This is a genomic window from Methanoplanus sp. FWC-SCC4, from assembly GCF_032878975.1.
In the GTDB taxonomy this organism is placed as follows: Archaea; Halobacteriota; Methanomicrobia; order Methanomicrobiales; family Methanomicrobiaceae; genus Methanochimaera; species Methanochimaera problematica.
The window spans coordinates 248,415-264,685 of sequence record NZ_CP043875.1 but is presented as its reverse complement, the minus strand read 5'-3'; the positions used below and the strand labels follow the sequence as shown (position 1 = coordinate 264,685).

Here is a 16,271-nt window from a genome sequence, read left to right as displayed (position 1 = left end):
TGTATTGTCATGACATACAGCTACCTTCTTTATATTGGTGTATTCGGTGCAGCCGTAATTACTTACCTGTGGCTCAGGGATGCAAGGATTTTTTACAGGACAGCATTTCCGGGTTACCGAAAAGCAGCCTATTACGGCGTATTCTATACAGCACTCGGCCTTACCGGACTTTTGTTTGTATTCCGGGGGTATGAGCTCGTGGGCCTTGGTATGATACTTCTCGCCCTTTACCTTCAGGGTAATATCCAAAAAGAAAAGGATCATTTATGGTCAAAAGATTCAACCACGCTTGATCGCATACTTGGAAACGTCAGAATACAGACAAAAAAATAATTTTTGTATGCAGCCCAAATATGAATACAATCTGTAAAGCAGTTCTGAAAAAAATATAAGTGACTAAAATTTTCGGATTTCTGGCAACTTAATGTGCCTTAAACCCGGAAAATACATTAAATGTCTTTTAGTTAAGGCAGCTGTAAAATTAAAATACAACGGAGATTTGCAATGCTTCAAAAACCAAGGGGAACAAGAGACTTTCTGCCCGAAGAGATGGAACAGAGAAGAGAAATTGAGTGGAGAATGCGTAAATGCGCACGCGGATGGGGATATCGCGAGGTATGCACTCCGACATTTGAATCTCAGGAGTTGTACACAATCCGCTCAGGTGAGGGAATCATAAATGAGATGTACACCTTTGAGGATAAGGGCGGCAGAAAACTGGCACTCAGACCTGAGGGAACAGCCGCAGTACTCAGGATGTATGTAAATGAGGGAAAAGTCCTCTCAAAGCCAATCAGATGGTGCTACCTCTCAGACTGTTACCGCTACGAAAGACCACAGAAAGGCAGATACCGTCAGTTCTGGCAGTTCGGTGCAGAGCAGATAGGCGCCGACACCCCTGCCGGAGAGGCAGAGATAATTCTCCTTGCAAACGATCTCCTCAAAGCATCAGGAGTTACATTCGATCTTCATGTCGGCCATCTTGCACCGATGAAGCACATTCTTAGAGACCTTGCCGACGGAGACAAAAAGGCTGTAATGGCACTCCTTGACAAGCACAACTTTGAAGGGCTGAAAAATTACCTTGACTCAATAAATGCATCAGGGCTTTACGAATCGCTTGAGAAACTCGCAGGATGCAGAACAATAGAAGAAGCCATTGAGATCTGCGGGGATTTCCCAGGCATGGAGAGAATGGCAGAACTTATCTCTGTTCTTGACAGCCAGAAACTTGAATACAAGCTCGATCTTGGAATTGTCCGCGGTCTTGACTACTATACGGGAATGGTTTTTGAGGGTTTTGCAAACAATCTCGGTGCTGAAAACCAGATCATCGGCGGAGGTTCATACCGTCTTGCACACCTTTTCGGAGGAGAGGATGTTGCATCATGCGGCTTTGGAATCGGTTTTGATCGTGTGATGGTCTCACTCGGCGAATTTGAGCCTGAGAGATCCCCTGTTGTTTCAGTTGTTTATACCCCCGATGTCAAAGGCAGAGCTTTTGAGGTGGCGGCGGAGTTTCGAAAGGCCGGCATCAACACTGAACTAAACCTCCTTGAAAGGGGAATGGGAGCACAGATGAAGCATGCGGCACGCACATCAGAGTATGTTGCCGTCATCGGAAACCGTGAGGCAGAAGCCGGCACTGTTACTCTCAAGAATCTCGAATCAGGGGAACAAAAGGAATATTCCCTTGATGAGGCGGTAGCAGAGGTGAAATAAAACTTGGATTTGGCAGAGGAGCTTGCATCAAAGCAGCGTAGCATTAGTGTTGCCGAGTTTTTCGAGAAGAACAAGCACCTGCTTGGTTTTGATTCTCCGACACGCGGCGTTATTACAACAATAAAAGAGGCCGTAGACAACTCTCTTGACGCCTGTGAGGAAGCTGAAGTACTGCCTGACATATATGTCGCAATAAAAAGAGTCGAAAAGGACGTATACCGGATCATAGTAGAGGACAACGGCCCTGGAATTGTTCCAAAACAGGTGCCCTTCGTATTTGGAAAACTCCTCTACGGTTCAAGGTTTCACCAGATCAAACAGTCAAGGGGACAGCAGGGTATTGGTATCAGTGCTGCGGTTTTGTATGCGCAGCTGACAACAGGTGTGCCTGCCGTTGTCATCTCAAGGACCGGCCATAACAGCCCTGCCCACCGCTTTGAGCTGATGATTAAGACTGAGGATAATGAACCGCAGATTCTAAAGGAAGAAGAGATCGAATGGGACAGGATGCACGGCACAAGGGTGGAGATTGAGTTTAAATCAACCCTTGCCGCAAAAAAGCGTCTTGTTGACTATCTCAGATATACCGCAGTAGTAAACCCTCATGCAAGAGTCAGGGCGGATATTGACGGTGAAAAATTCAACTTTGAAAGGGCTTCTGATGAGACTATTGTGCCTCCGAAAGCCATAGCCCCGCATCCCCACGGTATTGAATTCGGGACTCTTAAAAGGATGGCTGAAGGAAGCAGCCTGAAGCTCAAGGAATTTTTAATTGACGGCTTTTCAAGAGTAGGGGAAAAGAGTGCTGATGAAATTATCGGGCTTTCAAAACTAAAAGCCGACAGAAAGTCTGACAAACTCTCTTCTGATGATTTAAAAGCCCTTCTTGAGGCAATGCAGAATGTGCAGATCCCTCCGCCTCCGGCATCGGTGTGCCTCTCACCAATCGGTGAGGATAAGATTGTTCAGGGTCTTGACAAGGAGTTTGAACTTGATTTCGTCCGTTCGAGAACCAGAAAAAGCCAGGTATTCTCCGGCCACCCCTTCATTGTCGAGGCTGCGATAGGTTACGGCGGAAAACTGGATTCCGAAGGGAGTGCACAGATCTTAAGATTTGCAAACCGTGTTCCCCTTTTGTACCAGCAGGGTGCATGCGCCATCACAAATGCGGTATCGGATGTTAACTGGAAGTCATACGGCCTCTCACAGCAGGGACTGCCAAACGGGCCTGTGATGATACTTGTGCATGTCGCATCCACGAATGTTCCGTTTACAAGCGAAAGCAAGGATGCGGTTGCTGCAATTCCGGAGATTGAAAAAGAGATAGTCCTCGTTTTGCAGGAGCTTGGAAGAGAGTTAAAGACATTCCTGAACAGGCGTGATAAAAGCAGGCAGGCGGAAGAGCGAGCCCGTGCGGTATGCTCGATTCTCCCTGATATTGCAGAGAAGGTGTCAGAGATTGTAAAGAAACCTGTTCCCGACATAACCCCTCTTGAAGGACAGATTATGAGGAAAGTTGTTGTCAAGAAGAGAACAGGCAACGGGAAAGTTGAGATTTTCGTAAACAACTATACCAAAAATCCTGTTGAGTTTACAATCTATAACATGTCAGCCGATTCCGGGGATGATGCAATGCCAAAGCCTGACTTTGTGGACAAAATCGGTGATGAATACAACAAGCTCTGGAAGGTTTCAATGGAACCGGAAAGTTACTGGGAGGTCAGTTATAAAGGAAGTGCCCAGGGTTCCGTGAGCATCAGGGGTGTTGATGAGAATAAATTAGTGGTGGTGGATTTATTTTGAGCAGGGAAGATATCGACAAACTGGCAGACCAGAGGCTTTATGATATTGCGGAAAACTGGTATAAGCAGATGGCAGGGGCAAAGATCCCTTCCATCTCCCTTCCGACAAGGACAAAGCACAACATCGAATATGATGAAAGTTCCGAAGTCTGGAAATACGGAGAGAAGGAGACAATGAGGATTGCAAACTCCTCCAAGAGTGCCCTTCATCTTTTAAAGATGGCATACGTTGTCGGATTCCTGAAGAATCAGATTGCAGAGAGCCGTTCATCAACATTAAGGGAGATGTATTACATCTCCGAGGGATGGAAGAAAGCAAAGTTCGGGGCACAGGATGAGAGCAATCATCTGGTAGAGGACCTTGAAATTATTACAGAGCTTTCAAGGGAGGCTTTTCATCTCCGTCCGGAAGAGGACGGTGCCTCCGTTTACGGTCCTTTGAGAATACGTGAGAAGACAAGAAGGGGCGAGCGTGTCATGCACTGTCAGGAGGACATCGGAGAAGCCGGCTATCCCATCCCGAACAATGTCGACAACCTTGAGTTTATTGACCATGACGCAAAGTTTGTAATAGCAATGGAGACCGGCGGTATGTATGCAAGGCTGATGGAAAACGGCTTTGATGAGGAGCATGACGCAATTTTAGTTCATCTGAAAGGCCAGCCTGCACGCTCGACAAGAAGAGTCTTAAGGCGCTTAAACCAGGAGCTCGGCCTTCCGGTTGTTATCTTCACAGACGGTGATCCATGGTCTTACAGGATTTTTGCAAGCGTTGCATACGGTTCAATTAAGGCAGCGCATATGTCAGAGATCCTTGCAACACCGGGGGCACAGTTCATCGGTGTTCAGCCGTCTGATATCAGCAACTATAATCTTCCGTCTGATAAGTTAACAGAGGGAGATATTGCAGCTTTAAAGGCAGAACTCTCTGATCCGAGGTTTGATACTGAGTACTGGAGGCACGAGATTAATCTTCAGCTAAAGCTTGGTTTAAAGTCAGAACAGCAGGCTTTTGCAAGCCGCGGTCTTGATTTTGTTACAAAGGAGTATCTGCCGGCAAGGCTTAGTGAGATGGGGGTTATATGATTTATTTTTGCAGATTAAAAGGGGGATTAAATGAATATTCCTGACAAATATATAAACGGAGAATATCTTAAGGACAATCCAACATGGGATACAGAGGATTCACAGTGGAAAGCTGAACAGATTCTAAAGATAATTAAAAGGAATAATCTCCAACCCAAATTCATATGTGAAGTTGGCTGTGGTGCAGGTGAAATATTAAAAATACTCCAGAATAAATTAAATGATAACTGCGAATATACAGGTTATGAAATATCCCCACAGGCCTACAATATATGCAAAGAAAAGGAAAATAATCATTTGAAATTTGAATTAAAAGATTTTTTACTTGAAAAAAACAAACAATACGATATAATTATGTTAATTGATCTAATTGAACATTTAGAAGATTATTTTACATATTTAAGAATTATTAAACCGCAAAGCGAATACAAAATATTGCATGTGCCTCTAGAATTTTTTGCTTTATCGGCACTTTATCAGAGCTTTATACTGAATCAAAGGAAAAAAGTAGGTCATTTACATTATTTTACAAAAGACATTGTTATTCAGACTTTAACTGATTTGAACTATGAAATAGTTGATTATTTCTACACACCCGGATATTCACTGGGACATGATTATGGTCTGAAAGATCGGTTAATAAATATTCCCAGAAAATATATGTATCCAATAAACAAGGATTTGACTGTAAAACTTTTTGGCGGATACTCTCTGATGGTTTTAGTCAGATAAAATCAGGAAAAATATGCCAAGATATACTTTAGGATTGTTTGCAAATTTATACCCTGCATATGAGGGAGACAGCAGGGGGATCTTTGTAAAAAGAATGGTGGACGATCTTGAAAGAGAAGATATCAGAGTGATCAAAGCAGTTAAAAAAAGCACATCACCACTGGCTTATTTTCCTTTTTATGCAGACTCCCTATTTAAAACACTTGATAAAAATATTGATATTCTCCAGGCTGAATATATACCCCACAGCAGTATAATTCCCTGTTTAATGAAATCAAAAAGGCCTCTTATATTAAAATTTCATGGAGATGACGGGTTAATATATCCATTTAAAAATAAGTTTAACAGGGCACTTATTGATTTTTCACTAAATAGAGCAGATCACATCATTACATGCAGCGAGGCTCTAAAAAGGTCAATAGTTTCTTTAGGAGTTGAACCTGAAAAAATAACGCCTATTGCAAATGGTGTGGACACTACAGTTTTCAGGCCAATGGATAAAGAAAAATGCAGGAATCTCTTTTCTCTGGATCCGGATGCCACAATCTGTCTGTTTGCAGGCAGGTTACACCCGATGAAAGGGATTTATGAAATTATTGAATCTGCAAAAATAAATCCGGATGTTACCTTCGTTTTTGGAGGGCCGGGGGTTGTCCCTGATCATCCCAAAAACTGCATATTTTTAGGGGACATTTCACCTGATGCAATGCCACAATTAATGAATACAGCCGATTTCCTCGTTTTACCAAGCCATTCAGAGGGCTTAGGCCTTGTGTTAATTGAGAGTCTTGCATGCGGGGTTCCTGTAATTGCAAGTAATGTCGGAGGGTGCCCTGAAATTGTGAAAAACGAGCATTCAGGTATTTTAGTTCAATCCGGAGATTATCTTTCATTGTCAAATGCTGTAAGTTACATGAATCAAAATCCGGATGACAGAAAAATTATGGGAAAACACGGGAGAAAAGACATTATGGAAAGATATGATGCAAAAAAAATGTCAAATCTGTTAATATCAATCCATGAAAAATATATGTGATTTATTTATAGGTTTCCGGATTTCAATCATGAATTGATAACATATTTCAGGGTTTCATATCCTGAAAGTACGGAAAAATCTCTATCAGCACATCTTAATGCATTATTTACAATTTCTTCTCTTAGATCCTTATCATCAATTATTTCACCAATTTTTTTAGCCAGGTAATCCGGATCGGCTTTATCTGCAACTATGCCACAATTATATTCCCTAAAATACCAGCTAAGAAATGAATCAGGAGGGGCATGAACAAGAACAGGTTTTCCTGAAGCAAGATATTCACCCATTTTTCCCGGAGATGAATTATTTATTAACTTAGGATAGGGGGAATTAAAAGCCAGAGGTAAAAACAAAATGTCGGTTTTCCTTTGCAATTCAAAAACTTCTGACTGGGATTTTATTTTCTCATAAATTACAGGGCCTTTAATACCCTTTATCTTAAGAACAAACTCTCTCTGAGACGTGATTATCCTTAATTTACCCTTTTTTATTTTTTTAAGTGCACCAACAAGATTCCTGAATGCATCGTAGTGTGCTGCATAAATTGATCCTGCATACAATATTTCCATATCGTCTGCATTAAAACCTGAATTATATAAATTCCCAGGCTCTTTTTTTAATTCACAGGGAACAGGATTGTGAATTATAACACCTTTTACACCGTAATCTGATAAATATTCATTATGAACAAACTCATTTGTCAGGATTAGTTTGTCTGAATTATTTAACAGGATTTTTTCATATTTTTTTGTAAAAGCTATACCTTCCTGAAATGTAAACTGTTGGGAATACATATCAAAAACGTAAAAAATAAATTTTATTCCAAGATTTTTTGCAGCATAGTAAGTTGCAACGGGATCAAAAATACTACCCGTACAGGCTATGGCTACTTCACATTTCTCATCCGCCAGGATTTTTTCAATACAGGCAATCCTTTTTTTTATTAAATTTTTAAGAAATTTTTCAGGCAGAAGAAAATTAAATTTTAAAATCATTTTTTCCATCAGCCTGTTTAGATAATATTTCTTAGAAAAGAGTTTTATGCAAAAGTATTTGCAATTTAGTTTTTTTTCTGAATGTCTACCGATTATATTATCAGAATAATCTGCCTCAGATATCAGACAATAGTCTTCGGGGTTAAAGTTTTTCAATAAGCTATGAAGGACTAAAGGCTGACCTGAATTGGTTGGTGGAAGCAATGGCGAAATAATTGCAAATTTCTTCATATTTTAGACTATAAAATAAGTATTTATTAGTTTAAAAGCTGATGGTGATAGCCCAGTACTATTTTTACAACAGTATCACTTACATTCTCTTTAACATATTCAGAAGGTGGAATCCACTCATTCATATCCGAAACCGCCATCTTCATACAGAGTTCTATACTTGCAGTTTCAATCCCGCTGATAATATTACTCCCGCATTCCATCGTCTCAGGTCTTTCCGTGACGTCACGTATTGTTATGTTGGGAGTTTTGAAAATACAACATTCTTCCTGCACTGTCCCGCTGTCCGTAATGACACAGAAAGCATTTTCCTCAAGCCTGATAAAGTCAAAAAATCCAAAAGGTTTAATCATACGAATTTGATTATTTTCAGGCATCAAACCAAATTTTTCAATTTTTTGTTCTGTTCGAGGGTGAAGACTTACAATTACAGGCATTGAATATTTTTTCTGAATATTGTCAAAAGATTCAATAATAGACTTTAATCTGGAATTGGAATCCACATTTTCAGCACGGTGAAGAGTAACAAGTATGAATTCCTTTTCTTTGATGTTCAAAAGGCGGAGTATCGAAGATTCTTCAACTTTAGAATGATAATATTTTATTACTTCGGATATCGGATTTCCTGTAACAAATATCCTGTTGTTTTCCAATCCTTCTTTTAATAAATTTGATCTGCTTCTTTCGGTGTACGGCATCAGAATATCACTGGTATGGTCAATGATCCTGCGGTTTACTTCTTCCGGGACGCGGTCGTCATAGCACCTGTTTCCGGCTTCCATATGAAATACGGGAATGCCCAGTCTTTTGGCAATAACTGCTGAAAGGCAGCTGTTGGTATCCCCAAGAATTAACACCCGGTCAGGCTTCTCTTTAAGAATTATATTTTCAACCTTACTAAGTATGTTTCCTATAGCCTCTCCAAAACTATCTCCTTTTGTATCAAGAAAATAATCCGGTGCTCTGATATTAAGATCCCTGAAAAAAATTTCGTTTAAGTTAGGGTCATAATTCTGTCCGGTGTGAACAAGAACGTGATCGCAAAGAAGATCCAGTTTGGGTATTACTCTGCTTAAACGAATTATCTCCGGCCTTGTTCCAAGAACCGTCATTATTTTCATCTTAACAATTCACCCTCAGGAAGTTTTTTTGTTAAATCCAATAATAAATCATTATTTTTTAGTAAGCTGTATACTTCTTTTTCTGACATCAGAATATCGCCTGAACCATATTCCTGCTTTATGCACATATCAGCAGGGCACTCCTGACATAGCTCAGGGAGCATTGGCATTATTGCATAATAGTCACCACGTTTTATAGTTCTAAAACCCTCCTCCTCAGAAACAAGTATTTCATGGATTTTCTCACCAGGCCTGATACCGGTAATTTTTACATCTATATTTTTATACCCGACCAGTACATTGACAATATCAGTTATTTTTGCAGACGGGACTATCGGTATATATGTTTCTCCCGGGTTTGCATATTTTACAGCTGCAAATATTGTATCGACCGCCTTATTAAGACTCAACAGGAATCGGGTCATTCTCTCATCAGTAATTGTTACAGGCCCGCCGCTTTTTATCTGTTCATGAAACAGCGGAACAACAGAACCACGTGAAGCAAGAACATTTCCATATCTTACACATATAAAGCGTGTATTTTTGCAGCTTAAATTTCCCCGTATGAATATTCTTTCCTGTATTGCTTTTGTCATACCCATTACATTGACAGGTTTACACGCTTTATCCGTAGAGATACCAACAACAGTCTCAACCGGCAAATCATGCTCACTGATGGCACGGATAATATTTTCAGGACCTGTTATATTGGTTTTTACAGCTTCGTATGGGAAATATTCACAGGAAGGCACCTGCTTTAAGGCAGCTGTATTAAATACAACATCCACACCCTTTAATGCAGAACATACACTGTGATAATCCCTTACATCGCCAATCCTGAATTCCAGACACCTTTTAAAGTTATTATATATTACTTCATCAGTTGCAGACATATTGTTGAGATACTCAACCCTCATTGCATGCTGCTTGGCTTCGTCTCTGGAAAAAATAATTATTTTTTTAGGATTGCCCATCTCACCTGAAAGCAGTCGTTTTACCAATACTTTTCCAAGAGAACCGGTGCCTCCCGTAATTAACAGTGTTTTATCTGTGAACATTTCTATCTCCTGATAATATCATATGGTGTCTTATCCAAGTAAATTTCACCTATCATATCCGCCCAGAGAGGAATTGATATCCCTGTATCTTCTTTGAATTTCTGAGAATTAAGACTCTTGTCGCATACTACAGATTCATCGGGAACTATCTGAATATTTAATCCATATTTTTCTTTTACCAAAGATAGGAGGGAATATTTATCTACCGGCTCTGAAGACACATGGTATAATCCCTCAAGTTTTGGATGATTAAGGGTTATTTCACATATTATTTCTGATAATGCATTTGTGGTCAGGCCACTGAATACAGCTTTTTTATAGCCGTCAACCTGCTTTCCGTTCTGAGAGAAAAACCATTCAAAAAGACCGTTTGAACCTTTAAGTTCCCTTCCGACAATTGAAGTCCGGAGTGTAAGGCAACCGGGCCCAGTTACCTCTCCAAGATATTTTGTCCTGCCGTACAGATCATCGGCATCTGCAAAATCGGATTCCAGATAGTTTCCATTTTTTCCCGAAAATACACAGTCAGTACTGATATGTATGAATCTTATTCCTTTTTCTCTGCATATTTTTGCAACCTGATGGGGAAAAAGAGCATTTATTTTTATGCTCTGAATACTGTCTTTTGCTTCAGGGAGCTGCTTTACGATACCGATACAGTTGACAACAACATCGGGATTTGATGATTTAATTGCAGATTCAATATCTGAGATGTTATCTGCATCTACGTCATAAAGGGGATTTAAATTAGAAAATACATGTTTTATAGTATATTCAGAGGGTTTTTTGCGGAAAGTTCCAAAAGTTTCAAATTTTTCTGAGGCAGTCTGGATTAATTTATGCCCCAGCATTCCGGATGCTCCAAGGATTAGGATCTTCATTATTATCTTATTTTTGTTCTTATCTCAATAATTATTTGCCTAAAAAAGGTTTATTTTGAATGAAACAAAATTATTGAATTATACACGAAACATAGTCTTTTTTTGAATAGATCTATTAAACTGTCAAATTTTTATTATCAATATACCACAATATAGTTTGTTTTAGGCCATCTTCAAATTCTAATTCAGGATTCCAACCAAGATTTTGCCTTATTTTTGAAGAATCGATTGAATATCTAAAATCATGACCTGCCCTGTCTTTAACATATTTTATTAACTTTTCATTGATACAGTTGTCATCAGTGATGTCCTGCAACAGGTGAATTATTTTTTTCACTAAATCTATATTTGACCATTCATTTTCTGAACCAACATTATAAACCTCTCCTATTTTTCCATTTTTGAAAACACATTCGATAGCTTTACAATGATCTGTCACATGGATCCAGTCCCTTACGTTTCTACCATCCCCATATATACTAATTTCATCATGATTGAGAAGATTAACAATTGTTTTGGGGACTAATTTTTCAGGGTGCTGATATGGCCCATAATTATTGGAGCATCTTGTAATAACTACCGGAAAGCCATATGTTGAGAAAAAAGAATGTGCAAGCAAATCCGCACTTGCTTTGCTTGCAGAATATGGACTATTTGGTGAGAGATTCATGTCTTCAGAAAACGTTCCCGTTGTTCCAAGAGATCCATATACTTCATCAGTTGAAACCTGAAGGAACCTTGAATTCTCTCTGTATTTACCGTCATATAACCAATGCTCCTTAGAGGCCATCATTAAATTTGTAGTCCCAATTATATTCGTTTGGAGAAACTGAAACGGATTGTCTATAGATCTGTCCACGTGAGATTCCGCTGCAAAATTAATTACCCCATCAACGTCATATTCATTAAAAATTTTCTTCACTTTATCATAATCACAGATATCACAATTGATAAAAGTAAATCTTGATGAAATATTACTCTGCAGGTTTTCAATATTTTTTATATTCCCTGCATACGTAAGACAATCCAAACCTATTATTTCATCACAGGGATTATTTTCCAAATAGTACCTTAAAAAATTTGTTCCGATAAAACCTGCAATACCAGTTACAATTAAACGCATAAAATCAGACACCTTCCTTTTCTTTTGCCACGGATATTAAATAATCCCCATACTCTGTATTTTCATAATTTTTTATTAGGCTTTTAAATTGAGAGAGATCAATATAGCCCTTATTTAATGCAATTTCTTCAATACAGGCAATATATAACCCCTGACGCTTTTGAATGGATGCAATAAATTGTGAAGCGTCAAGAAGTGAATTACAATTCCCTGAATCAAACCATGCCATACCACGACCAAAGAATTTCGCTTTAAGCTTATTTTTACGTAAATATATATTGTTTAAATCAGTAATCTCAATTTCACCACGATTAGAGGGGTTTAATGATTTTGCATATTCAATCACATGATTGTCATAGAAATATAACCCGGTAACTGCGTAATGGGATTTTGGATTCAGAGGTTTTTCTTCAATAGAGAGTACGTTTCCATTTTTATCAAATTCTATTACACCAAAAGACCTTGGATCACTGACAGAAGCACAAAATACAGTGGCGCCATTTAAATTTTCAACAGAATCCATTAAAAGTTTTGATAGTTGTAACCCGTAAAATATATTATCTCCAAGAATTAAGGCAACATCTTCAGAACCGATGAATTCTTCACCAATTATAAATGCATCAGCTATCCCTTTTGGTTTATCCTGAACAGCATATTCAATAGAAAGACCAATTTCTTTTCCATCACCAAATAAAGATTTATAACCACCAATATGATTTTCAGAAGAAATTATCAATATTTCTCTAATCCCTGCAAGCATAAGGACAGACAGAGGATAATATATTAAAGGCTTGTCATAAACCGGAAGTAATTGTTTAGATACTGCCTTGGTTGTAGGATATAATCTCGTGCCGTAACCGCCGGCCAGTAAAATTCCTTTCATAATCGCACCAGATAATTATTTATTAAGTTTCATGAAATTTAATACTTTTACAACATTTCTTTTACAGAAATTAGCCGAATTAAAAATATAAAAGAGGAAATACTTTAATTTATCATACAATGACATATCGGATTTGGAGATTACAATTTTATTGCCGCAATCCATTATTAAATTACTATATATCATCTCGTACTCTGAAGTAATTCCTCTAAAGTCAGAATCAGATACAGAAATTCCTTTAAAAGATTTTCTGGAAAAAAATTCTCTAAATGGTTTATCTTCTATTAACCTCTTTAAAGATTTTTCAAATAATTCATAATCATATCTTGGTATCATAATTAAAGAGTCATTTTCAAAAAGCTCTTCTGCAATATTCCAGTCAACCTGATCAAATATATTACTGAAATCATCACTAAATGATATAATTGGCAGGCTGTATCTTGCAGCATCAAGAAGTGTTACTCCGCCACCGGAAGGAAACGTATCGACATAAATGTCGGCCATTTCAAGGTATTTTTCATAATGCAGATCCCATTCTATAAAATAAAACTTATTCTCCATTTCAGGAGTTATCACCGAATCAATGCCTCCAATATCAGTCTTTTTAGCACCAACTATTACAAAATAAGCATTATCATATTCTTTTAAGACTTCAGACACACTGAGAATCATATCAGAATTTTGAAATTTTAATGCTCTTCCGGCAGAAACGATCAAAATGTCTTCGGAAGAAAAACCCATATCATGCCGTACCTTTATTTTATCTGATTCACATTCAGTTTGAATCCGGTTATACTGAATAGCGGGTTTTGTGATAAATGTCTCAACAGGACTGTCAACGGCGATATGTTTACTCCAGGTAATTCCATAATCAAGAACTGGGGGGCAGAACTGGGCAGGAGGCCCAAGAAGTAAACCAACAACAATAGGTGCGGGCTTTAATGCGCATAATAAGTACTGTTCAAAATCTGCCAGTCCCGAGGCTGCTACAAGTATATCTGCTTTGAAATCTCTTATTTTTTCGGATATATCAAAGACACTTTCAGGAGATTCTAAAAATTTGGATGGAAATACAATTGGACAACCTATCACTTTAAAATCCTCTATAAAGCGACTGCCGCTCTGAAGTTTTACTTTAAAATAATTATCAGTACTAAATACGGATATTTCAAATCTGGATTTATCATGGTTTTTTGCAAGATTGTAAATAATTTTTGTAAGAATTGATGAATAGTTGTATACACCATGGACCAGATATGCAATTTTTATTTTCTGTGACTTCTCAGAGGAATAATATTTATTATTGACATATGATTTTATCGCTTCATTTAAAGCATCCATTATTTCAAAATCATAAGAGTAATCATCTTTTTTTAATAAATGAGGATAAGTATTCTGCCATAAATTAAAATATCTTATGGAATTCTTTAGATCAGATTTTTTTAAATATTTAAGACCGGTTTTTTTATAAGCTTCCTTAACTCCGGAAAAATCAGAGGATTCGATGCAGATTCTGATGTACAAATCCAAATATTTTTCATCAAATCCTGATATAAGCCACCCTCTTTCTGCACATACCTTTGCAAATCTGATGTAATCCTTATTTAAATTCCCGGAGGATATAAATTTTTCAGCAAGAGAAAAATTGGCTTCGGCCTTTTTTGATGCACTTCCTTCTGAAATGAATGCAACAACTAATTTAAAATCACTAAATGATCCTTCTGATATTGATTTGCAAATTTCATTAAAATCAGTCATATTTTTTCATTAATCCTGCATCACAATTTTTTGATTTGGAGATTTACTTTTTAGATATTTCCGAGAATCAGGACCACAATTGGCTATAAGATCAAGAACTGTTACATTTCCTATAAAATCCCCATGCAACTGAGAATAAGGCTCATAATCATATGTTTTGTATTCAAGACCAATATTATTTTCTTTAAACAACTCTTTATCAAGGTATGCATCCGCACTTGGACCCGAAAGATAAACATCGGCATCAACTTTTGTTAAAATATCGATGAGCCGCTCCGTTTTTGTCCCTTCCGGCTCAAGTTCAGAGGAATAAATTACTTCTGAATTAATTTCCAGATAATTCATAATATCTTTTATTAAATGAACATTTAAAGAAGAAATTGATTCAAACTTATTATTACTGATTATTGAAAAGATAGTATTAGCATGATCGTAATAAGGTGATGATTTATAATTTTCATAAAAGGATCTCATATGCATATCAAACCACTTCAATGAATAGTCAATTTTTACATCCTGAATTTTATTGCCAGATAGAGAAGATGAATGATATTTAACCGGAACAGAAAGCCACTTTGTTCCTTTTTGTATTTTTATCTTATTACGGTTTCTCCAATCATTCTTAGTGTATTGAACATCATCATAAATTATAAACAAATCAACATCAGCAATAAAATTAAAATATCCTCGCCAAGGGATATAATTTGATTGAATAATTCCAACTTTTTTCATTTTAGACCTAATCTTAACTTATTTTCCTTAATATTCTTGATCTGAATTGTTCTGTTACTGAGTACTTATAACCATTAAATTCCTTCACATAATCAATTGTCGGCAAATCATATTGATAGGAATATTTTACTTCACAATTAAGACAATTGATGTTTTTATCCTTTATATTTGAACATTGATTTTTTCTTACTGTATTATAATATTCTGAATTCCACAGATCAGAAATGCTCCCAGTTGTAAAATCATATTTTCCTTTTCCAAAATAGTCAATTTCACAATGCTCAAATCTTTTTAGATCAGAAGAGATAATTAAATCGCGATATAGGGCTTTACAGGGTATCTTCTTATTGAGATCTGATTTTTTATATAGATTGTTGTTTATAATGCAGTCTTTATCAAACCTATTGACTTGTTCATCATCTACCACAATTTGAGTAGTAATCTGAATCATGTCTACTCCTTTAGCAGTCCAAAAATCGACATATTCATCAATTTCTGATAATAAATCATTATTGCTTATTGTGAAAAAAACAGCTGTTTTAACTTTTTTATTTTTATTATTTAATTCAATAAATGAATTTATATTATTAACCAGATTTTCATAATTTACACCCTTTCTTATTTTTTCACAGGATTCTTTCATTCCATCAACTGAAAAACCCAAAATTTTTTCATCTGAAAAGAAACTACTTCTTTTAATAAATTCTTTCTGAAAATCTGGCGTAAATAATGTTCCATTAGTTGGAATTGATTTCCCAAAAATATTTTTATCTATACAGTAATCCATCATTTTAAAAATATCTTTATTTAAAAAAGGTTCACCCCTACATTGCAAAACAATATTAGTATTTGCATGATTCAGAGACAATTCATTTACTATTTTTGAAAAATTATCCAGACTCATTAGCCCTTTTTTTATCGATTTATCAGGACATTTATCCTTAGATACTCCATGTCCCAAACACATATCACATCTTAAATTACAAACATCCGAAATACTTGTCAAAAGATTATGAGGATATTTTTTGAGAAGATATTTTTTACAAAATATTTTATTTGAATATAATTTTTCAATTAATACGTTATTAATATTTGATAAATTTCTCAATAA

At 36.8% G+C, this 16,271-nt stretch carries 15 protein-coding genes; 6 read left to right on the top strand and 9 right to left on the bottom strand.

Translation table 11 applies throughout. The annotated features are described in order from the left end of the window. Positions 1 to 9 precede the first annotated feature (9 nt). The 6 genes from F1737_RS01235 (at position 10) to F1737_RS01210 (ending at position 6,378) form a co-directional block, all read left to right on the top strand. Entirely contained in the window at positions 10 to 333 is a 324-nt protein-coding gene (locus F1737_RS01235; RefSeq protein ID WP_317136971.1) for an ABC transporter permease, read from the top strand. Between the two features lie 171 nt (positions 334 to 504). Next, positions 505 to 1,722 carry a histidine--tRNA ligase gene (hisS, locus tag F1737_RS01230; RefSeq protein ID WP_317136970.1) on the top strand — a complete coding sequence of 406 codons (1,218 nt, stop codon included), beginning with the start codon at positions 505 to 507 and terminating at the stop codon, positions 1,720 to 1,722. A gap of 3 nt (positions 1,723 to 1,725) precedes the next feature. Next, the gene (locus F1737_RS01225; RefSeq protein ID WP_317136969.1) at positions 1,726 to 3,525 is read left to right on the top strand and encodes a DNA topoisomerase VI subunit B; all 1,800 of its coding nucleotides are present in this window, start codon (positions 1,726 to 1,728) and stop codon (positions 3,523 to 3,525) included. Further along, positions 3,522 to 4,610: a DNA topoisomerase IV subunit A gene (locus F1737_RS01220; protein ID WP_317136968.1), complete on the top strand. Its 1,089-nt coding sequence runs from the start codon at positions 3,522 to 3,524 to the stop codon at positions 4,608 to 4,610. Before F1737_RS01225 ends, F1737_RS01220 begins: the two co-directional genes overlap by 4 nt. 30 nt (positions 4,611 to 4,640) lie before the next feature. Beyond that, a complete protein-coding gene (locus F1737_RS01215; RefSeq protein WP_317136967.1) occupies positions 4,641 to 5,342 on the top strand; it encodes a class I SAM-dependent methyltransferase in 702 nt (233 codons plus the stop codon). Between the two features lie 13 nt (positions 5,343 to 5,355). Next, a complete protein-coding gene (locus F1737_RS01210; RefSeq protein ID WP_317136966.1) occupies positions 5,356 to 6,378 on the top strand; it encodes a glycosyltransferase family 4 protein in 1,023 nt (340 codons plus the stop codon). A 26-nt stretch (positions 6,379 to 6,404) separates the two neighbouring features. Here the strand turns inward: F1737_RS01210 and F1737_RS01205 are convergent, their stop codons facing one another. The 9 genes from F1737_RS01205 to F1737_RS01165 all read right to left on the bottom strand — a co-directional run bounded on the left by F1737_RS01205 (position 6,405) and on the right by F1737_RS01165 (position 16,268). Continuing rightward, positions 6,405 to 7,604: a glycosyltransferase gene (locus tag F1737_RS01205; RefSeq protein ID WP_317136965.1), complete on the bottom strand. Its 1,200-nt coding sequence runs from the start codon at positions 7,602 to 7,604 to the stop codon at positions 6,405 to 6,407. A 26-nt stretch (positions 7,605 to 7,630) separates the two neighbouring features. Next, positions 7,631 to 8,725 (bottom strand): non-hydrolyzing UDP-N-acetylglucosamine 2-epimerase, encoded by a 1,095-nt coding sequence (gene wecB / locus F1737_RS01200; protein ID WP_317136964.1) that lies wholly within the window; start codon positions 8,723 to 8,725, stop codon positions 7,631 to 7,633. Continuing rightward, the gene (locus tag F1737_RS01195; protein WP_317136963.1) at positions 8,722 to 9,783 is read right to left on the bottom strand and encodes a polysaccharide biosynthesis protein; all 1,062 of its coding nucleotides are present in this window, start codon (positions 9,781 to 9,783) and stop codon (positions 8,722 to 8,724) included. The genes wecB and F1737_RS01195 overlap by 4 nt, the downstream gene beginning before the upstream one ends. A 2-nt stretch (positions 9,784 to 9,785) precedes the next feature. Beyond that, a complete protein-coding gene (locus F1737_RS01190; RefSeq protein WP_317136962.1) occupies positions 9,786 to 10,664 on the bottom strand; it encodes a dTDP-4-dehydrorhamnose reductase family protein in 879 nt (292 codons plus the stop codon). Between the two features lie 115 nt (positions 10,665 to 10,779). Further along, a complete protein-coding gene (gene rfbB, locus F1737_RS01185) occupies positions 10,780 to 11,787 on the bottom strand; it encodes a dTDP-glucose 4,6-dehydratase (RefSeq protein WP_317136961.1) in 1,008 nt (335 codons plus the stop codon). 4 nt (positions 11,788 to 11,791) lie between these two features. Then, positions 11,792 to 12,670 (bottom strand): glucose-1-phosphate thymidylyltransferase RfbA, encoded by an 879-nt coding sequence (gene rfbA / locus F1737_RS01180; protein WP_317136960.1) that lies wholly within the window; start codon positions 12,668 to 12,670, stop codon positions 11,792 to 11,794. 15 nt (positions 12,671 to 12,685) lie between these two features. Further along, positions 12,686 to 14,428 (bottom strand): glycosyltransferase family protein, encoded by a 1,743-nt coding sequence (locus tag F1737_RS01175; RefSeq protein ID WP_317136959.1) that lies wholly within the window; start codon positions 14,426 to 14,428, stop codon positions 12,686 to 12,688. Positions 14,429 to 14,437: 9 nt separating this feature from the next. After that, positions 14,438 to 15,160: a WbqC family protein gene (locus tag F1737_RS01170; RefSeq protein ID WP_317136958.1), complete on the bottom strand. Its 723-nt coding sequence runs from the start codon at positions 15,158 to 15,160 to the stop codon at positions 14,438 to 14,440. A gap of 13 nt (positions 15,161 to 15,173) precedes the next feature. Then, positions 15,174 to 16,268, bottom strand: coding sequence for a radical SAM protein (locus F1737_RS01165; RefSeq protein ID WP_317136957.1), 1,095 nt, complete (start codon positions 16,266 to 16,268; stop codon positions 15,174 to 15,176). Between the last annotated feature and the right edge of the window lie 3 nt (positions 16,269 to 16,271).